General features: G+C 67.8%; 21 protein-coding genes. 3 read left to right on the top strand and 18 right to left on the bottom strand.

Features of this window, described 5'->3' with window-relative positions:
* Position 1: 1 nt before the first annotated feature.
* Positions 2–367, bottom strand: a complete 366-nt coding sequence (locus AB0M48_RS40210) for an NADH-quinone oxidoreductase subunit A (RefSeq protein ID WP_030478224.1) — start codon at positions 365–367, stop codon at positions 2–4.
* Positions 368–632: 265 nt separating this feature from the next.
* Positions 633–1,898: a geranylgeranyl reductase family protein gene (locus AB0M48_RS40205; protein ID WP_363852858.1), complete on the bottom strand. Its 1,266-nt coding sequence runs from the start codon at positions 1,896–1,898 to the stop codon at positions 633–635.
* A 215-nt stretch (positions 1,899–2,113) separates the two neighbouring features.
* On the opposite strand from AB0M48_RS40205, the gene AB0M48_RS40200 reads away from it, so the two are divergent.
* Positions 2,114–3,076, top strand: a complete 963-nt coding sequence (locus AB0M48_RS40200) for a hypothetical protein (protein WP_363852855.1) — start codon at positions 2,114–2,116, stop codon at positions 3,074–3,076.
* A 70-nt stretch (positions 3,077–3,146) separates the two neighbouring features.
* Here the strand turns inward: AB0M48_RS40200 and AB0M48_RS40195 are convergent, their stop codons facing one another.
* From AB0M48_RS40195 to AB0M48_RS40185, 3 genes are read right to left on the bottom strand one after another with little or no spacing between them, the layout of a single operon-like run.
* Positions 3,147–3,887, bottom strand: a complete 741-nt coding sequence (locus AB0M48_RS40195; RefSeq protein WP_363852852.1) for a demethylmenaquinone methyltransferase — start codon at positions 3,885–3,887, stop codon at positions 3,147–3,149.
* A 35-nt stretch (positions 3,888–3,922) separates the two neighbouring features.
* Complete coding sequence (locus AB0M48_RS40190; protein WP_363852849.1) at positions 3,923–5,020, bottom strand: glycosyltransferase; 1,098 nt, start codon at positions 5,018–5,020, stop codon at positions 3,923–3,925.
* A complete protein-coding gene (locus tag AB0M48_RS40185; protein ID WP_363852846.1) occupies positions 5,017–6,090 on the bottom strand; it encodes a glycosyltransferase family 1 protein in 1,074 nt (357 codons plus the stop codon). The genes AB0M48_RS40190 and AB0M48_RS40185 overlap by 4 nt, the downstream gene beginning before the upstream one ends.
* A 144-nt stretch (positions 6,091–6,234) precedes the next feature.
* On the opposite strand from AB0M48_RS40185, the gene AB0M48_RS40180 reads away from it, so the two are divergent.
* Complete coding sequence (locus AB0M48_RS40180; RefSeq protein ID WP_363852843.1) at positions 6,235–7,068, top strand: inositol monophosphatase; 834 nt, start codon at positions 6,235–6,237, stop codon at positions 7,066–7,068.
* Here the strand turns inward: AB0M48_RS40180 and AB0M48_RS40175 are convergent.
* The 8 genes from AB0M48_RS40175 to AB0M48_RS40140 all read right to left on the bottom strand — a co-directional run bounded on the left by AB0M48_RS40175 (position 7,053) and on the right by AB0M48_RS40140 (position 12,455).
* Positions 7,053–7,676 (bottom strand): hypothetical protein, encoded by a 624-nt coding sequence (locus tag AB0M48_RS40175; protein ID WP_363852840.1) that lies wholly within the window; start codon positions 7,674–7,676, stop codon positions 7,053–7,055. The genes AB0M48_RS40180 and AB0M48_RS40175 overlap by 16 nt on opposite strands.
* A 99-nt stretch (positions 7,677–7,775) precedes the next feature.
* Positions 7,776–8,039 carry a hypothetical protein gene (locus AB0M48_RS40170; RefSeq protein WP_363852837.1) on the bottom strand — a complete coding sequence of 88 codons (264 nt, stop codon included), beginning with the start codon at positions 8,037–8,039 and terminating at the stop codon, positions 7,776–7,778.
* 341 nt (positions 8,040–8,380) lie between these two features.
* The gene (gene paaE, locus AB0M48_RS40165; protein WP_363852834.1) at positions 8,381–9,424 is read right to left on the bottom strand and encodes a 1,2-phenylacetyl-CoA epoxidase subunit PaaE; all 1,044 of its coding nucleotides are present in this window, start codon (positions 9,422–9,424) and stop codon (positions 8,381–8,383) included.
* A 1-nt stretch (position 9,425) separates the two neighbouring features.
* Positions 9,426–9,917, bottom strand: a complete 492-nt coding sequence (paaD, locus tag AB0M48_RS40160) for a 1,2-phenylacetyl-CoA epoxidase subunit PaaD (protein WP_363852831.1) — start codon at positions 9,915–9,917, stop codon at positions 9,426–9,428.
* Positions 9,914–10,798 (bottom strand): 1,2-phenylacetyl-CoA epoxidase subunit PaaC, encoded by an 885-nt coding sequence (gene paaC, locus AB0M48_RS40155; RefSeq protein WP_363852828.1) that lies wholly within the window; start codon positions 10,796–10,798, stop codon positions 9,914–9,916. Before paaC ends, paaD begins: the two co-directional genes overlap by 4 nt.
* Positions 10,795–11,079 (bottom strand): 1,2-phenylacetyl-CoA epoxidase subunit PaaB, encoded by a 285-nt coding sequence (gene paaB, locus AB0M48_RS40150; RefSeq protein ID WP_090065945.1) that lies wholly within the window; start codon positions 11,077–11,079, stop codon positions 10,795–10,797. Before paaB ends, paaC begins: the two co-directional genes overlap by 4 nt.
* Positions 11,076–12,014: a 1,2-phenylacetyl-CoA epoxidase subunit PaaA gene (gene paaA / locus AB0M48_RS40145; protein WP_363852825.1), complete on the bottom strand. Its 939-nt coding sequence runs from the start codon at positions 12,012–12,014 to the stop codon at positions 11,076–11,078. The genes paaB and paaA overlap by 4 nt, the downstream gene beginning before the upstream one ends.
* 9 nt (positions 12,015–12,023) lie before the next feature.
* Entirely contained in the window at positions 12,024–12,455 is a 432-nt protein-coding gene (locus AB0M48_RS40140; protein WP_319989002.1) for a DUF3592 domain-containing protein, read from the bottom strand.
* 78 nt (positions 12,456–12,533) lie between these two features.
* Between AB0M48_RS40140 and AB0M48_RS40135 the strand changes: the two genes are divergently transcribed.
* The gene (locus AB0M48_RS40135; RefSeq protein WP_363852821.1) at positions 12,534–13,766 is read left to right on the top strand and encodes an isochorismate synthase; all 1,233 of its coding nucleotides are present in this window, start codon (positions 12,534–12,536) and stop codon (positions 13,764–13,766) included.
* Here AB0M48_RS40135 and AB0M48_RS40130 read toward each other — a convergent pair.
* The 5 genes from AB0M48_RS40130 to AB0M48_RS40110 form a co-directional block, all read right to left on the bottom strand.
* A complete protein-coding gene (locus tag AB0M48_RS40130; RefSeq protein ID WP_363852915.1) occupies positions 13,738–14,145 on the bottom strand; it encodes a GrpB family protein in 408 nt (135 codons plus the stop codon). The genes AB0M48_RS40135 and AB0M48_RS40130 overlap by 29 nt on opposite strands.
* A 137-nt stretch (positions 14,146–14,282) precedes the next feature.
* The gene (locus tag AB0M48_RS40125; protein ID WP_363852818.1) at positions 14,283–15,032 is read right to left on the bottom strand and encodes an SDR family oxidoreductase; all 750 of its coding nucleotides are present in this window, start codon (positions 15,030–15,032) and stop codon (positions 14,283–14,285) included.
* Between the two features lie 49 nt (positions 15,033–15,081).
* Positions 15,082–16,281: a hypothetical protein gene (locus AB0M48_RS40120; protein ID WP_363852816.1), complete on the bottom strand. Its 1,200-nt coding sequence runs from the start codon at positions 16,279–16,281 to the stop codon at positions 15,082–15,084.
* A gap of 112 nt (positions 16,282–16,393) precedes the next feature.
* Complete coding sequence (locus tag AB0M48_RS40115) at positions 16,394–16,930, bottom strand: DUF3558 domain-containing protein (RefSeq protein WP_363852813.1); 537 nt, start codon at positions 16,928–16,930, stop codon at positions 16,394–16,396.
* A gap of 10 nt (positions 16,931–16,940) precedes the next feature.
* The gene (locus tag AB0M48_RS40110) at positions 16,941–17,393 is read right to left on the bottom strand and encodes a hypothetical protein (protein WP_363852810.1); all 453 of its coding nucleotides are present in this window, start codon (positions 17,391–17,393) and stop codon (positions 16,941–16,943) included.
* Between the last annotated feature and the right edge of the window lie 179 nt (positions 17,394–17,572).

Genomic DNA, 17,572 nt, shown 5'->3' with positions numbered 1-17,572 from the left:
CTCAGTTCCAGTCGAGGCCGCCGCGACGCCACACGTAGACGTACGCGAAGCCGACCGTGGCGACGAACAGGACGATCTCCACCAGCCCGAACAGGCCGAGCTTGTCGGCCGCTACGGCGAACGGGTAGAGGAAGACCATTTCGATGTCGAACAAGATGAACAGCATCGCCGTCAGGTAGTAGGCGACGGGCATGCGCCCACCACCCACGACCGGCTGCGGGCTCGGCTCGATGCCGCACTCGTACGCGTCGAGCTTCGCCTTGTTGTAGCGGCGCGGTCCGATGTAGGGAGCCGCGGTCACCGAGAACAGTGCGAACGCTCCGGCGAGCGCGAACATCAATACGAGGGGGAGGTAAGGGTCAAGCACGCTCCGTCGTCCTTTCCTCGCGGTCGCCCGCACCCTAAGGGTGTTGTTCTACGACACGTTTGTTAGGCGAACCTAACAAACGCTTGTGAAACAGTTCACAAGCTTGATCACACTGTTGTGAAGTGATTCACAAGCTCGATCGCCAGTGTAGAACGCCTGTAAATGACCTGGATCACAGGGTCTGACCTGCGCGTTTAACTTGCCCGACACATGCGAAACGGCACCGGCTCGTATTGAGCCGGTGCCGTCACCTATTCGGAGTAATTTACGCGCTGGGAGCGAGCTTCGTGGCGGCCACGATCAGGCGGTCCATTGAGTCCCCGTCCTTGGGGTCGTAGAGGCCCGCCAGTAGCTTGAGCACGAGTTTCATCAGGCGTTTCCGCGGCATTCCGTACTTCGTTGCGGTCCGCATGATCGCCGGGTTACCGATGAGCTTGGAGAAGACGTTCCCGAGCCGGTAGTAACTGCCGAGCGCTTCCTCGATGCGGACCGGGTAGCCGTGCAACGCCCGTTCACGGTTGACGCCGGTGCGCGCGAGCGCCTGGACGATCGACTCGGACGCGATCTTGGCCGACTCCATGGCGTAGCCGATGCCCTCGCCGTTGAACGGGTTGACCATGCCGCCGGCGTCGCCGACGAGCACCATGCCCGCCCGGTAGTGCGGCTTGCGGTTGAGCCCCATGGGCAGCGCCGCGCCACCGATCCGGCTGGTCGCGTTCTCCTCGCGGAAGCCCCACTCCTCCGGCGTGCCGTCCAGCCAGCTGCGCAGGAGCTGCCGGTAGTCGGTGGTGCCGTAGGCCTTCGACGTGCTGAGAATGCCCAGGCCGACGTTCACGCTGCCGTCGCCCATGCCGAAGATCCAGCCGTAGCCGGGCAGCAGCTGCCCGTCCGGCGCCCACAGCTCGAGGTGCGACTCGAGGTAGTCGTCCTTGGTGCGCGGGCTGTTGTAGTAGCGGCGGACCGCCACGCCCATCGGCTTGTCGTCGTCCTTCTGGAGGCCGATGCTCAGGGCGAGGCGTGCTGACACACCGTCACACCCGACGACGATGGGGGCTTTGTAGGTGACCGGGTTCTTTTCCGGTCCCTGCTTCGCCTCTACACCCACGACCCGGCCGTTCTCGACGATGGCCTTGGTGACCGTCGTGTGCTCGTGCATGCGCGCACCGGCCGCCTTGGCGGCGTTCGCGAGCATCTCGTCGAAGTCCAGGCGAGGACGCACGACGCCGTAGTTCGGGAAGGTGGCCAGGTCCGGCCAGTCCAGTTCCATCGTCACGCCGCCGCCCACGACGCGGAGGCCCTTGTTGTGGAGCCAGCCGTTGCTCTCGCGGGTGTCGATGCCCAGGTCGATGAGCTGCTTGACGCCCCGGGGCGTGAGGCCGTCGCCGCAGACCTTCTCCCTCGGGAAGGTGCTCTTCTCCAGGAGGAGGACGTCGAGGCCCGCCCTGGCGAGGTAGGTGGCCGCGGTCGAGCCCGCCGGTCCAGCACCCACCACGATGACGTCGGCGTCCTCGTTGATCCCGCGCCTGCTCATCCAGACTCCCTAACGTGTGCCGTGACTCCTCCGCGACTCTAACCGTCGCTCGCCGAGACCAGAGCTGCCAGCCGCTCCCGCCATTCCGGCACGCGGGGCCCTCCCGTACCGCATGACAGTACGAAAGGGCCCCGCGTGCCTTTGAAGATCGCGAGTTGTCCACATGTTGATCAGTGCTGCTTGAGCTGTGCCGCCGTGTGTTGATGATTGGTCAGATGGTGAAGAAGCGGTCCATCGACTACGCGGTGCTGAGCGACTGGTTCGAAGACGGCGTCGCGACCCGTCGTGACCTGCTGGGTCTCGGCTTCAGCGGCAACACCCTGGCTCACAAGTGCCGCCCAGGAGGCGGCTGGACACGTCTGTTCCTCGGCGTGTACCTGCTCACCGGCGGATCGCCAAGCCGCAGACAACTGGTTCGGGGTGCACTGCTGAGAGCAGGTCCGCTTACGTTTCTGACCGGGTTGGAGGCCGTGCGGCTCCACGGCGTCCGGCGCACTCCGGACGATCAGCGAATCCACGTCCTGGTCCCTCACGGGCGCCGGGTGACCAGCCAGGGTTCCATGCTCGTCGAACGCACGAATCGTCCGTGGACGGGCACCATGATCAACGGTTTTCCAGTGGCCGCCCTCAACCGCGCGCTCGTCGACGCAGCTCGGCGGGAGTCCCGTCTCGACGTGATCCGAGCCTTCATCGCGGACGCCGTGCAGAAACAGCTCTGCTCCGCCGAGGACGTCGCGGCCGAGTTGCGGGATCTCCGGTTGGGCGGCACGGCTCTGCCTCGGCGTGTGCTGGAGGAGATCAGCGACGGCGTCCGGTCCGCGGCGGAAGCGTGGTCACGTTCGTTGATCAGGCACTCCGCTCTGCCCGCGCCTACGTGGAACGTCTTGATCCGGTCAGCTACCGGATGTCAGCTGGCCATCGTCGACGCCTGGTGGGAGGAAGTCGGGCTGGCGTGGCAGATCGACTCGGTAGAGTTCCACCTCTCCCCGAACGATTACGCACACACGATGGCTCAACATTCCGCGCTGCTCGCCAACGGCGTGATGACCGTGCACACCGTTCCCTCGCGTCTGAAGAAAGAGCCCGCGAAGGTCCTGGCAGAGCTGCGTGGCGCCTACAGCGTGGCGGCACAGCGTCCACGCCCGAACGTCAGCGCGACGCTGTGGCGGCCTGTTTGAGCGGCACGTGGGGCGCTCTCGTACTGCATGTCGGTACGGGAGGGCCCCGCGTGAGGTAACGGCAGAGAGGTCAGGCGATTGGGGCGGAGGGGGCGGAGGGGGCGGAGGGGGCGGAGGGGGCGGGCTTCGGCTTGGTCGCGCGGTGCAGGGCCACCATGCCGCCGGTCAGGTTGAACCAGGCCACGTCCTCCCAGCCCGCCTGCGAGATGAGCTCGCCGAGCGTGCGCTGGTCCGGCCAGGTCGCCATCGACTCCGACAGGTACGAGTAGGCGGCGGGGTTCGAGGACACGAACTTCGCGATGAGCGGGAGCAGTTTGAGCAGGTAGCGCATGTAGACGACGCGGAACGGCTTCCAGACCGGCGTCGAGACCTCGCAGATGACCATGCGGCCGCCCGGCTTGGTCACACGGGCCATTTCGCGTAGGGCCACGACGGTGTCGTTGAAGTTGCGGATGCCGAAGGACACCGTGACGGCGTCGAAGGAGTCGTCCTTGAAGGGCAGGCGCAGGGCGTCCGCGGCCACCTTCGGGACTCGGCGGTGGGCGCCGGAGGCGAGCATGCCGACGGAGAAGTCCGCGGCGACGCACCAGGCGCCGGACGCGGCGTACTCGACGGTGGAGACCGCGGTGCCCGCGGCCAGGTCGAGGACCTTCTCGCCGGGGCGGGCGTCGAGGACGCGCCTGCTCCACTCCCGCCAGCGGCGGTCGAAGCCCAGCGTCATGACCGAGTTCGTGCGGTCGTAGCCCTTGGCCACGCCGTCGAACATCTCGGCTACCTCGCGGGGGTTCTTGTCCAGGCCGGCTCGCGACATGACTAGAGACTAAGTCAGCGTCGCTGAGATCTTGTTCAGGGCACCTTCAAGGCGGTGAGCATGCCGTCGACCGCCGCGTGCCACGGGTACTCCTCGGCGCGGGCCCGCGCCGCTTCTCGGGAACCCGATTCCAGCAGGTGACGGGCCGCTGAGGCGAAGGCGGGAGCGTCGTCGGAGACGGCCGCGCCGCAGGACGGCTGGACGATCTCCTTCAGCGCGCTGCTCCGGCTCACGACGACCGGGGTGCCGCTGGCCAGGGCCTCCAGGGCGGCCAGGCCGAACGTCTCGTGCGGGCCCGGCGCGAGCGACAGGTCCGCCGAGGCGAGCAGGGAGGCCACGTCGAGGCGTGAGTTCACGAAGCCCAGGAACGTCACCGGCAGGCCCGCCGCGCGCTTCTCGAGGAACGAGCGGCGCGGGCCGTCGCCGGCGATCACCAGGCGTGCGGAGTGGCCCTGTTCGTGGAGTTCGGCCAGGGTGTCGACGGAGCGTTCGACGTGCTTCTCCGGCGACAGGCGTCCACAGTGGATGAGCAGATTTTCCTCGCCCTGCAACAGGTCGTGACGCAGCGAGGCGGAGTGGCGCGTGGGGGTGAAGGTGGCCAGGTCGACGCCCAGCGGTACCTGGGTGACGTTCGTGGCACCGATGCGGTCGAACTCCTCGCGGGCGAACGCCGTCGTGCAGACGACGGTGTCGTAGGAGGCGGCCATGCGGCGGTTCGCCCAGTCGGCGCCGCGTTCGGCCGGGGTGGCGGGCAGCACGAACCGGAGCAGGCGGTCCAGGCGTTCGTGGGAGATCACGACGTTCGGGATGCCGCGTTCGCTCGCCCACGCGCCCATGCCGCGCAACGTGAGCCGGTCGGAGACCTCCAGGCGTTCGGGCTCGAGGTGTTCCATCAACGACTTCACCCGCCACGGGTCCACCACCCGGTAGCCGCCGGTGTACGGGACCTTGACCGCGGGCAGCGTGATCCGGCGCACGCCGCCGGGCAGTTCCTCGTCGGCGTGGCGGTCGCCCGGTACGACGAGCACCACCTCGTGGCCTTCCTGCGCGTACCCGGTGCCGAGGTGGTGCAGCGCCGTGCGGAGGCCGCCCGACTTGGGGCCGTAGAAGTTGGCGAGCTGAACGATCCTCAAGCGGCCGCCTGGTGAGTGAGTCCGATGACTGCTGCGTAGTGGCCCATCAGCTGGTCGCAGATGGCGGGCCAGGTGCGGGTGAGCACCGACTTGCGAGCCGCGAGGCCGAACCGCTTGCGCAGCATCGGGTCTCGCAGCAGGTCCACGTACTGGGCGATGTCCTCCTCGAAGAGGTACCCGGTGCGGCCGTGCCTGACCAGGTCCCGTGGGCCGCCCGCGTTCGGTGCCAGCACCGGCAGGCCGGTCGCCAGCGCCTCCTGCACGGCCTGGCAGAACGTCTCGTGCGGGCCCGTGTGGATGAAGACGTCCAACGACGCGTAGGCCTCCGCGAGCTCCTGCCCGGTGCGGAAGCCCAGGAACTCCGCGTTCGGCATGTCCTTCTCGAGCTGCTCGCGGTCAGGCCCGTCCCCCACGATCCGCAGCTTCACGCCCGGCAGGTCGTGCAGCTCCTTGAGCCGGTTGACCTGCTTCTCCGGCGCAAGACGGCCGACGTACCCGATGGTCAGCTCGTCGTTGTGCCTCGGACGGGGGTGGAAGAGGTCGATGTCCACGCCCCTGCCCCACCGGTGCACGCGCGGGACGCCGTGCTGTTCCAGCGCCTCCACCGCCGAACTGGACGGGGCGAGCGTGCGGTCGGCGAGCGAGTGGAGGCGTCTGGTCCAGCGCCACGCGGCGCGTTTGGTGAGGCCCAGGCCGTAGTTGCCCGCGAAACCGGCCACATCGGTCTGGTAGACCGCGACGGTGGGCACGTCGAGCTTGCGCGCGGCTCTGAGGCCGTACGCGCCGAGCACGAACGGCGACGCGAGGTGGACCACGTCGGGCTGGAAGTCGGCGAGGGCGTGGAGCACTCTCGGGCTCGGCACGCCGATGGGAAGACTCGTCACCATGGGCACGTCGACGGAGGAGACTCTGACGACAGGCGTGCCGTGGTGCTCGTCGGCACCCGCGCCCGGCGCAACGACCATCGCCTGATGGCCGTTGCGGCGCAGGTGCTCCAGGACCCGGAGCACCGAGTTGGTGACCCCGTTCACCTGGGGCAGGAAGCTCTCGGTCACGATCGCTACGCGCACAGGGACACCATGAGGTGCCCGCATGAAGTCCGCGTGACCTGAGATTTGACGCGGACGGAACACCTCACGTCGTGGCCAGGTGATCGTCGATTCGTCATCTCCGCTTGGGTTGCCGGACATCCGGCGCGGTGAAACTAGGCCAGCATGACCGTCTTGTCGTCCCGCCCCGCGCACCCGGTAGAGCCCGGCCTGGTGTCCATCGCGCTGGAAGTGGCCGGTCGCCTGGCGAACGACGCCTCGGACGTCATCATGGCCACCGCCGGCCGCGGCGTGCGTCCCGACTCCGGCGAGTCACCGTTCGACTGGGTCACCGACACCGACCGCACCCTGGAACGCCACACCCGGCGCGTGCTCACCGCCGAGTTCCCCACGATCCCCGTGTTCTGTGAGAACTCCGACCCGGACGTCCCCGGCGACTCGGAGTTCCGCTGGGTCGTCGACCCCGTCGACGGCACCGCGAACTACACGGCGGGCATGCCCTGGTGTGCCTACAGCCTCGCCCTGGTGGACCGCTGGGGCCCCGTCGTCGGCGTCGTCGCCGACCCGTACCGCGCGCAGATCTACGCCGCCGCGCGTGGCCGTGGCATGCGTGCGAACGGCACGCCCGTGCGCCTGACCGAACGCCAAGGCGACTCTCTCGTCGTGTGCACCGAGATGACACGTTCCGGCCCGTGGCCGGGCATGGGCGAGTTCATCTCCACAGCAGCGATAGCAGGCACAGGCGTGCGCGTTCTCGGTTCAAAAGCGCTCGCCGTCGCACAGGTGGCGTTGGGCCACGTCGCAGCTGCCGTGCTGCACGGCTATCACGAATGGGACGTCGCCGGAGCGGTGTCACTGGCCGTGGAGTCGGGTGCGATCGTGCTCGACCGACGCGGTGAGGGCGCCCAACTACCCGTGGACGGCCTGCTCGTCGCCGCTCCTGAAGCGGCGGACGAGGTGCTGGGCTGGTGGCAGTCGGCGCTTCAGGCCGAGAGCTGAGGGAGCTGCTTCTCCAGCACTTCGAGGTGCGTGCGCGCCTCGTCCAGCTCGGGGTGGTCGAACATCTGCAGCGCCACGCGCCCGACCTCGTTCTCGAACTGGTGGAAGTCGTGCGAGGCCTTGAGCAGCCGCTGGTAGACCGGGTGCTGCTGGTCGACCGCGCCGAGCGCCCGCCCGAGCTGCGCGATGCCGCGCACGTCGTCGAGCTCCTTCACGAGCTGCTCGCTGATCCGCTGCAGCCAGTCCTTGGCCGCCGACTGCGGCACGGTCTGCACCGCCGCCGCGACCCTGCGCGTGGACGCGGCACAGCGTTCGACCAGGTCGGACCACATGTCGTAGGGCTGCTGCGGGATCGGCGGGTGCATCGGCCTCGGCATCTGCCGCGGCCGCTGGACGGAGCGGCGGATGAAGCCGACGCCGGTGCCGAGGACCGCGCCGGGGATGGCGCCGGTCATGAAGGCGACCACGAGGATCGCGAGGATCGTGATGAGGGGCGAGGACGGCGGTTTGTCGCTCGGAACCGCCAGGTCGATGACCGTGACGAAGGCGCCCATCAGCAGGGTGCCGATTGCGGCACCCCAGAGCGCTGTGCGGACGACGATCCCCATGCCAGCGATCGTGCCATGCTCACGAATATTCGTGGGGCTTATTCGTAACGTGCTAATATAGACGTGTCGGTTCCAGTAGGAGCCGGAAGTGGACCCGGTTCACCGTCCGGACGGTCGGTTGCCGGGTTTCGCGCTTTCTGGGCACTGGTCAAGCCTCACCACCGCGTCGAGCATCGACTGGACCCGTTGCCGCCAGTCGCCTCCCGCTCCGAAGCACCACGCGAGCGCGTCACTCGCCCACAGAACCGGATCTTCCGCCGGCCGCAGGTGCTCGTAGGTGAACGGCTCGTCCACCTTCTCCAGGGCTGCCGCGAGCGTCTGCCTGTCACGCAGGTCCTGGTGTGCACAGCTTTCGATCGCCAACCGAGTGACACCGAGTTCGTGCAGCCATGCCGCCGCAGCCGACAAGCAAAGCTGACGCGCGCGGATGTCGTCCGAGTCCCGAACGGTCCACACAGCCGCCCGCATGCCCATTTCGCGCAGCCTGGAGACGATCTCTCGCCTGCGTGAGTCACTTTCCTTCTTGAAGTGCACGCGACGTTGGCCAGGCCTGACCAGCCGACGCAACGCAGAACGGACCGCGTCCAGCTCGCGCGGTCGGACTACGACCGCGACAACGAGGTAGGTCGCACCTCGACGCGACTCGTCCAGAAATCCATGCCACATGGACCATATGGTCTCAAAGGAGTAACGAGCTACTCCGATCAGGCGTCGAAGTCGACCGTCACGCACTCGCTGGTCGGCAGCGCCTGACAGGTCAGCACGAACCCGGCCGCCACCTCGGACTCGTCGAGCGCGTAGTTGCGCCGCATCTCGACGCTGCCCTCGGTCACCAAGGCCCGGCACGTGCCGCAGACCCCGCCCTTGCAGGCGAACGGCAGGTCGGCGCGGACGCGCTGGGCGGCGTCGAGGATCGGCTCGTCCGCCGGCAACGGCAGCGTGGTCGACTTGCCGTCCAGCACGACCGTGACCGAAGCGGCGGCGTCGATGACGGCCTCCGCACGGCGCGGCGGGGGCGGCGGTTCGTCCACGTAGAAGAGTTCGTGGTGCACGCGGTCGGTGGGCACGCCGCGATCGCGCAGCACGGCCGTGGCGTCCTGCACCATCTCGTAGGGGCCGCACAGCCACCACTCGTCGATGGCGTCGAACGGGACGACGCTGCCGAACAGGGCTGTCAGCTTGGCGGCGGTCAGGCGGCCGGTGAACAGCTCGACGTCGCGCGGTTCGCGGGACAGGACGTGGATGAGCTGGAACGTGGCCGGGTAGCGGTCCTTCAGGTCGGCCAGTTCGTCGGCGAACATCACGGTGTTGGTGCTGCGGTTGCCGTACATCAGGGTCACGCGGGCGCCGGTGGCGAGGACCGTGGCGGCGATCGACAGGGCCGGGGTGATGCCGGAGCCGGCGACGACCAGGCCGTGGTGCGTGCCCGTGCCGGACGGGGTGAACTTGCCCAGCGGCGGCAGGACTTCCAGCACGTCACCGGGGGCGACGCTGTCCACCAGCCAGGTCGAGAACTGGCCGCCGTCGACGCGGCGCACGCCGATTCGCGGAGCAGCGCCCGCCGGCGCGCAGATCGAGTACGAGCGGCGTTCGTCGCCCTGGCGCAGGGTCAGGTACTGGCCGGCCGCGAACGCGAACTCGTCCGAGAGATCGGCGGGCACGTCGAAGGTGACGGCCACGGCGTCGTCGCAGAGGCGGTCGACGCGGGCGACGGTGAGCTTGTGGAAGGCGGCTCGGCGCGACGACAACTCAGATCTCCTTGACGTGCTCGAACGGTTCGGCGCACGCGTGGCAGCGGCGCAGGGCCTTGCACGCGGTCGAGCCGAACCGAGAAATCTCCGAGGTGTTCAGCGAACCGCACTGCGGGCACGCGACCTGGCGTGACGGCGGCACGAGGTTCAGCGGCACCGGGCCCGCGACCGCGGGACCGATGCGGGACGGCGGCGCGATGCCGGCAGCGGCCAGCTTCGAACGGCCCTCCTCGCTGATCCAGTCCGTGGTCCAGGCCGGGGACAGCGACACGCGCACCTCGACCTCGGCGTAGCCCGCGCCGGCGAGTGATCGGCGCAGGTCGGCGCCCATCTCGTCGATCGCGGGGCAGCCGGAGTAGGTCGGGGTGATGGTGACGACGACGCGACCGTCCTCTTCGGAGACGTCGCGGAGCACGCCGAGGTCGGCGAGCGTGAGGACCGGGAGTTCCGGGTCCCGCACGGCCGACGCGACCTCCAGTGCCGTCGTCACCAGACCGCTCCCGGCAGCGAGCGGTGCAGGTGCTGCATCTCGGCGAGCAGGTAGCCCATGGCCTCGGTGTGCACGCCGTCGCGGCCCGCCATGCCCGCCACACGGGCGGCGCGGGTGTCGGTCGGACGCGTGAGACCGGCGGCGCTCAGCACCGCCTCCAGCACACCGTCCACTTCGGACCGAAGCGAAGCCGGGTCGACCGCGACACCGGCCAGCGCCGTCTCGACCGGGTGCGTCGCGAACAGTTCGTCCACGAACGGCCACACGCGCTCGAGCCCGGCCTGCATGCGGCGGTGCGACTCGTCGGTGCCGTCGCCGAGGCGAACGGTCCACTGGGCGGCGTGGTCGCGGTGGTAGGCCAGCTCTTTGAGGCCCTTCTCGGCGATCGCGGCGAGCACCGGGTCGGCCGAGCCGCGCAGGCGTGAGAACAGCGCGAGACGCCACGACGAGAACACCAGCAGACGCGCGATGGTCGTCGCGAAGTCGCCGCCGGGGCCGGGACCGCAGTCGATCTCGGCCAGGTGGACGTTGCGGAACTCGCGTTCGTCGCGCAGGTACGCCAGGGCGTCCTCGTCACGGCCGAGCACCTCACCGGCGCGCGTCAGCAGCATGCGGGCCTGGCCGAGCAGGTCCAGCGCGATGTTGGCGAGGGCGATGTCCTCTTCCAGCTCGGGAGCGCGCGAGCACCACTCCGAGAGCCGCTGCGAGAAGATCAACGCGTCGTCGCCGAGCATCAGGCAGTACGCGGCGAGAGCTTCGCGATCGACGCCCGCGGGGAACTCGCGGTTGACGCCGGAAAGGGCCTCCGAAAAGCCCGTTCCGAACGCCCAATGCGCGTCCTCGCCACCGAGCAAGGACTCGTAAGCGTTGTCGAAGCTCATAGGTGCGGCACGTCCTCGGGAATCGCGTAGAACGTCGGGTGCCGGTAGACCTTGTCCCCCGCGGGCGCGAAGAACGGGTCCTTCTCGTCCGGCGAGGACGCGGTGATCTCCGTCGCGGGCACGACCCAGATCGACACGCCCTCGTTGCGACGCGTGTAGACGTCACGGGCGTTGCGCAGCGCCATCTCGGCGTCCGGCGCGTGCAGCGAACCGACGTGCACGTGGTTCAGCCCGCGCTTGCCGCGCACGAAGACTTCCCACAGCGGCCAAGACGTGCTCACGCGGCACCTTCCTTACGTGCGTGCTTCGCGGCGTGCGCGGCCGCGGCTTCACGGACCCACGCACCGTCCTCGTGCGCCTTGCGGCGGTGGGCGATGCGCTGCTCGTTGCAGACGCCGCCACCCTTCACGACCTGCCAGAACTCGTCCCAGTCCGGCTGACCGAAGTCGTACTCGCCGCGGTCGGCGTTCCACTTGAGCTCGGGGTCCGGGAAAGTCACGCCGAGCGCCTCGGCCTGCGGCACGCTCATGTTCACGAACTTCTGCCGCAGCTCGTCGTTGGTGTCGCGCTTGATCCGCCACGCCATGGACTGCTCGGTGTTCGTGGACTCCGCATCCGGCGGGCCGAACATCATCAGCGCCGGCCACCACCAGCGGTTCACCGAGTCCTGGACCATGTCGCGCTGCTGCTGGGTGCCGCGCATCATCGTCATCAGGAGCTCGTAGCCCTGACGCTGGTGGAACGACTCTTCCTTGCAGATGCGGATCATGGCGCGCGCGTACGGCCCATAGGACGTGCGGCACAGCGGCACCTGGTTGCAGATCGCGGCACCGTCGACCAGCCAGCCGATCACGCCGACGTCGGCGAACGTGAGCGTCGGGTAGTTGAAGATCGACGAGTACTTCTGGCGGCCCTCGATGAGCTTGGTCGTCAGGTCCTCGCGGTCGGCGCCAAGTGTCTCGGTCGCCGAGTACAGGTACAGGCCGTGCCCGGCCTCGTCCTGCACCTTGGCCAACAGGATCGCCTTGCGCCGCAACGAGGGCGCGCGACTGATCCAGTTGCCCTCCGGCTGCATCCCGATGATCTCGGAGTGCGCGTGCTGGGCGATCTGCCTGATCAGGGTCTTGCGGTAGCCGTCGGGCATCCAGTCGCGCGGTTCGATGCGCGCCTCGGACTGCACAGTGCGCTCGAAGCGCAGCTCCAGGTCATCCGCCATACCCCGATGTTACACCCGAGTGCCGAATCTGCGTAGAACTGTCACAACCGCGGCGATGACGATCCAGACGGACACGAGGAAGGTTCCGACGGGAAGCAGGCTGAGCACCGCCGTCCGGCCGGCGACGCGCGTGAGTTCGGGGTTGGTCTGGTCGTACTCGACCCGCACGTTGTCCCCGACGCTGAGCCCTGCCGGGTAGAGCACGCCCTGTGACGGGATGATCACGCGCCCGTCCGGTGTGGCGTAGCGCACAACGGTCCGGTTGAAGGACACGGAGTCGACCTGCGCGACCGCCTGTCCCATCGACCGTTCGATCGCAACGTCGTCACGCCAGCAGGCAATGGGCAGAAGCACGCACACGAGCGTGATCACGCCACCGACGACGAACAATGCTTTGCAGACCGCACGGCGGACGCGTACACCGCGGGGCGTCTTGGTCACTGCGTCGTCCACCACAACTGAGAAGTCTAGAGCCGGGCGGATGCCGCGCTTTCAGGTTGATGTCCATACAGTCGAAGCGTGACCTCAGCACCGACATCGCGAGCACGGCAGCGAATCCGCGTCCGGTCGAAGCGGGACACCGCCGGTGACCTGCTCGGACTGCTGCCGACCCCGGAGCACGCCCTGGCCTGGGTCCGCGATGGTTCCGGCCTGGTCGGCTGGGGAGAGGCAGCTCGTCTGGAGGTCAGCGGCCCGGACCGGTTCGCACAGGCCGACAAGTGGTGGCAGGAGTTCTGCGCACATCTCGACGTGGACGACGAACTGGGCGTGCCGGGCAGCGGCCCGGTGGCGTTCGTCTCGATGGCCTTCGCCGACTCACCGGGCAACTCGGTGCTGATCGTGCCCGAGGTCGTAGTCGGACGACGCAACGGCGAGCAGTGGATCACCACGATCGGCGCCTCAGACCCGGCGCCGTACGTCGAGCCTCTCTCGCGCCCGTCCTCGGTGCGTTACGCGAACGGACAACTGCCGGTCACGCAGTACCGCGAAGCCGTGCGCGAGGCCGTCGTACGGATGCGCGCGGGCGACCTGGACAAGGTGGTGCTGGCACACGACCTGGTGGCACTGACGGACAAGCCGCTGGATCAACGGTTCGTGCTGCAGGGCTTGGCGCGGCGCTACCCGGAGTGCTGGGCCTACGCCGTCGACGGACTGGTCGGCGCGACGCCCGAGTTGCTGCTGCGCAGGACCGGTTCGGTCGTGGACTCGCGGGTGCTGGCCGGCACCACCTGGCCGCACGACGGGATTTCGAACGAGGAGCTCGCCGCGGCGCTTATGTCGTCAGAGAAGAACCTCGAAGAGCACGACTACGCGGTCCGCTCTCTCGCGGACACCCTGCGGCCGTTCTGCGCGACCATGTCGGTCGAGGGGCCTTCCGTGCTGAGGCTGCCCAACGTCTCGCACCTGTCTTCCGATGTGATCGGGACCCTTGAGTCGTCCACCTCGTTGCTGCATCTCGGCGAGGCCGTGCATCCGACCGCCGCCGTGGGCGGGACGCCTCGGCTGGACGCGACGTGGTTGATCTCGCAGCTGGAGGGGATGGATCGCGGGCGGTATGCCGGGCCGGTCGGGTGGATCGACGGGAACGGCGACGGTGAGCTCGGGATCGCTTTGCGCTGTGCGCAGATTTCCGGGTCGACGGCTCGGTTGTTCGCCGGGTGCGGGTTGGTGGCCGACTCTGATCCTGATATCGAGGTGCAGGAAGCGCACGCCAAGATGCGGCCTATGCGTGAGGCCCTTGAAGGGCTTTAGCCACGAACTCCGCCTTGCCCTTCGTGTACGCCTCACGGTCGTGACCGGTTTGGTCGGCTAGTTGGCGTTTCAGGTCTTCGTAGGCCTGGGCGAGGGTTGCGTTGTTTCTCAGGGCGTCGCGGAAGCGGATCTGGTCGGTCCACCTCTGGTGGCCTGCCTGGATCAGGTGCAGGTGGGCTTCTCGGTGTTGTCCTGCCTGGTCCGGTTTGACGTAGAAGCGTCGCCACGGGCGGTTGTCGAGTTCCGGGGGCACGTAGGCCCAGCCGTGGGCGGCCAAACTCGCGGAGGCCTGCTCGGCGACGGTGTCCAGGTCGGACACCGAGGCCATCACGTCGACGATCGGTTTGGCCGCGAGGCCGGGGACGGCCGTCGACCCGATGTGCTCGACCCCGTCGACCAGCCATGGCGCGAGGATCCGCTTGAGCTACTCGCCTTCCGTCTTCGCTCGGGCCGCCCAACGAGGGTCGTGCGGACGAACTTCTGCCCGCTCGTAGGCCCATGCCGGGGCGTCCTCGCTCAACCGTGCGGCCCTCCGCTGACATAGATGACCTGCCCGGTCACGTAGTCCGCGTCCTCCGCCGCGAAGAACAACACGGCACGTGCGATGTCGTGTGGCGTGCCGACGCGGCCGCGCGGGATCGACTTCCGTTGCACCTCGACGTGTTCGTCGAGGGTGCGGCCCGCACGGGCGGCGGACACCTTGGTCATCTCGGTCACCACCACGCCGGGGCCGATCGCGTTCACGGTGATGCCGAACGGGGCGAGGTCGAGGGCCGTGGCTCGGGTGAATCCCTCCAGGCCCGCCTTGGCGGCGACGTAGTTGGCGCGGTCGTCGTCCACCAGCGCGGAGATGCTGGAGATGTTGACGATGCGGCCCCAGCCGGCGTCGCGCATGGCCGGGGCGGTGGCCTTGAGCATCAGGAAGCTGCCGCGCAGGTGCGTGTTCATCACGGCGTCCCAGTCGGACAGCGGCATGTCGAGGACCATGTTGTCCCTGGCGAAGCCGGCGTTGTTGACCAGGATTCCTACCGGGCCCAGCTTCGCGGTCACCTCGTCCACGGCCTGGGTCACGGCGTCGGGGTCGCTGATGTCGGCCTGCACCGCGAGGGCTGTTCCGCCGGACTCGGTGATCTGGGCGGCGACGGCGTGTGCGCGGTCGTTGAGGTCGACCACGGCCACGTGATGGCCGAGGGCGGCTAGAGCTTTTGCTGTTCCGGCGCCGATTCCGGAGCCGGCGCCGGTGACGAGCGCGACACGAGGGTTCACTCGTTGATCGTGCTCGTCACCGGGCGTTGTGCGCTACCGACTTACTTCGTCAGCCGCCGATCACCGGCGGTGCGACCATCCGGTCGTCGTCGAAGTACTCGTCCGTGGGCACGAGGTAGTTCGACTTGTGTTCCTTGTCTTCCTCGCCGTTGCCCGCACCAGCGCCCGCACCGCCCGCACCGACAGGGCCCGTTGCACCGGCCCGGCCCGCGGATGCCGCACTGCCACCACCACGCGCGGCCCCCTCCGGACCGTGAGCAACTACAGCGGCACCACCGGGATTGGAGGGCCCGAAGCTGCCGCGCCCTGCCGCCGAACCGGCGCCTCCAGCACTTCCCGCACCGAATCCGCCTGCGCCGCGACCGCCGCCGCCTGCGCCACCGGCGATTGGTGCACCACGGCCTCCTCCGCCGGAACCGTTTCCGCCACGGCCGGCAGCGCGCGGGTCGTTCGGCCTGAGGCCAGGTGGGATCGGGCCGGGACCGGGCATGAACGGCTTGCGGTCGTTCGGGTTGCCGCCGTTGGGAAGCTGGTTGTTCCCCTGCGGGTTGGGCTGGGTGACCGGCGGAGCGGCCCACGAGGTGTTGGTGGTGCCGTTGTTCAGTCCGGGGCTGCCCAGGTTGCTGATGCCGGGAGTGCCGATACCTGGAGTGCCGACAGCCGGGTTGCCGATACCGGGGTTTCCGAACTGGGCAGGCGAGTTCACGGAGTTGGTGGTGTGCGCGTACGTCGTGCTGCTCATCGTCGTGACGCCCTGGTCGCCATTGGGCAACTGCGGGGCTTCCTCGAACGTGGGCATCCCCGCAGCCGCTGCGGCGAGCGAGTTGTCACGCTCCTGCATGACCCGCTCGGCCTCCTGCTTGGCGGCCTGCGACTTCTCCCGCTGCGCCATCATCTCGAACGGCGCGGCCACCATCTTGAACGGGTTCATGCTGGTGGCGGCTTCGCGCAGCATCTCGCCCGGGTTGTACGGCACTTCCTTGGGGAACTTGTTCTTCGTCGACTCCGCGGCCTCGACCTGCCGGTTGATCACACCGCTTGTGGCCGAGAACGACGAGGAAAGCTGGTCGGTGAAGTTTCCGACCTTCGTCAGTGCTTGGGAGGCCGCCGCGCCCGCAGAACCCGTCCAGCCAGCGCGCAGACCGTTGACCACGGTGTTGAGCCCGACGGCGACGTCCACCAGATCGTTTGAGATCGACTTCCACTCGGCTGCGATCTCACCCGCCGAGCCCGGATCGTTACCGTCCATCGCCTGCTTGTGCATGGCAGAGTGGCTGTGTCCCGGATAGTTTGCGTTCGGGTGCGGAATCTGCGGCCTCTCGTGCGGCATCGGTCATCCCCTCAAGACTGAACAGATCAGATCAAGGCAGCTTGGCGGCGACAAAATCAGCCGACTTCTGGGCAAGCTCACAAGCTTTCGCGGAATTGCGATTGGCAACGTCCGCGTTTGCGACCACCTGCACACTGGACGAGTCGGTTACTGAGATCACCACGTCGCAAAGCCCGCTGTCCTCTTTTGGCCTGGCGATGAAACCGTCGTACTTCCCAACCTTCAGCGGAGTCTTGTTACTGGTTTTGTAATTGAGGCTCTCCGCACCGATCGTCGTGTTCAGGGCGACTGTAAGGCCGCCGGAGTCGTTGCTCTCCCACTCGCAGGTGTCCGCACCAGCGGCCCTTCGTGGCTCTGGTGAGCCGAGCCCGAGACCACTTGCCTCAGTTCCAGTTACCAGTTCACAGGGCTTGAGGCCTACGAGTGCTCCGTCGCCCGACGAACTCGATGACGTAGTCGTCTGCGTCTCAGAGGTGGTGACGGGCTTGGCGTCGCCGTCGGTAACACCGCTACTGCACGCCGTGGCGAACAAGGCGAGTCCCGCTATGACGATACGCGTGCGGTTCATTGACTTCCTGTCAGAGTTGCTTAAACGTGCCGGACGTGCCCTCTTCCACGTTCCGGTAAGACTTGCGGCTCTTGTCCAACTGGGCCTTAAGTTCACGGATTGCCTCGATCAGGTCGGGAATCACCTTTTCGCCGGCCACCTCGCCGATCTTTTTGTTGAAGTTTCCGACTTCTTCTGCATAACCGCCGCCCAGCGGAGTCTTGCTGCCAAGAATCCTCGATCGTCGGTGCATCTTGGCTAGCACGGTCTCGAAGTCATTCAGCTTCTTGATCGCTGTGTCGACGGCCTCCGGATCGTGTTGGAGTGCGCCCGCCTCGGAGGCGGCTTGCACCGACTTGGCCGCAGCCATGATCGTACTGACGCCGCCGGTCATGATGCCCATCAAGGGGCCGCCGAACTGTGCGTAGTAGCGCTCCAAGGCATAGGCCTGGGCGCTTTCCTGTGCGCTGCTCTCACCGGTCACAGGTTCACTCCCCCACGTGCACTGCGATCTATCGTTTGACCGTAAAGCAAGTTGGCCGGGGAGCGGATCAGTACGACTACTTACACCCGTTTGAACTAAGGAACAGCACCCGATCCAGGGCTGTACGTCACGAGCCGTGCAACCCACCGAAGCGGCTTGCACGGCTCGTTGAAAGAGCG

Origin of the sequence: Lentzea sp. NPDC051208 (assembly GCF_040682435.1) — a bacterium.
Classification (GTDB): domain Bacteria; phylum Actinomycetota; class Actinomycetes; order Mycobacteriales; family Pseudonocardiaceae; genus Lentzea; species Lentzea kristufekii.
Note: the sequence above shows the minus strand (reverse complement) of the source record. Positions and strands in the feature narration are given on the sequence as shown.

Bases quoted from the DNA above. Each gene is read 5' to 3' on its own strand.
- AB0M48_RS40205 (WP_363852858.1), bottom strand. From the start codon at position 1,898: ATGAGCAGGCGCGGGATCAACGAGGACGCCGACGTCATCGTGGTGGGT.
- AB0M48_RS40200 (WP_363852855.1), top strand. From the start codon at position 2,114: ATGGTGAAGAAGCGGTCCATCGACTACGCGGTGCTGAGCGACTGGTTC.
- AB0M48_RS40195 (WP_363852852.1), bottom strand. From the start codon at position 3,887: ATGTCGCGAGCCGGCCTGGACAAGAACCCCCGCGAGGTAGCCGAGATG.
- AB0M48_RS40180 (WP_363852843.1), top strand. From the start codon at position 6,235: ATGACCGTCTTGTCGTCCCGCCCCGCGCACCCGGTAGAGCCCGGCCTG.
- AB0M48_RS40175 (WP_363852840.1), bottom strand. From the start codon at position 7,676: ATGGGGATCGTCGTCCGCACAGCGCTCTGGGGTGCCGCAATCGGCACC.
- paaC (WP_363852828.1), bottom strand. From the start codon at position 10,798: ATGAGCTTCGACAACGCTTACGAGTCCTTGCTCGGTGGCGAGGACGCG.
- paaA (WP_363852825.1), bottom strand. From the start codon at position 12,014: ATGGCGGATGACCTGGAGCTGCGCTTCGAGCGCACTGTGCAGTCCGAG.
- AB0M48_RS40120 (WP_363852816.1), bottom strand. From the start codon at position 16,281: ATGGACGGTAACGATCCGGGCTCGGCGGGTGAGATCGCAGCCGAGTGG.
- AB0M48_RS40115 (WP_363852813.1), bottom strand. From the start codon at position 16,930: ATGAACCGCACGCGTATCGTCATAGCGGGACTCGCCTTGTTCGCCACG.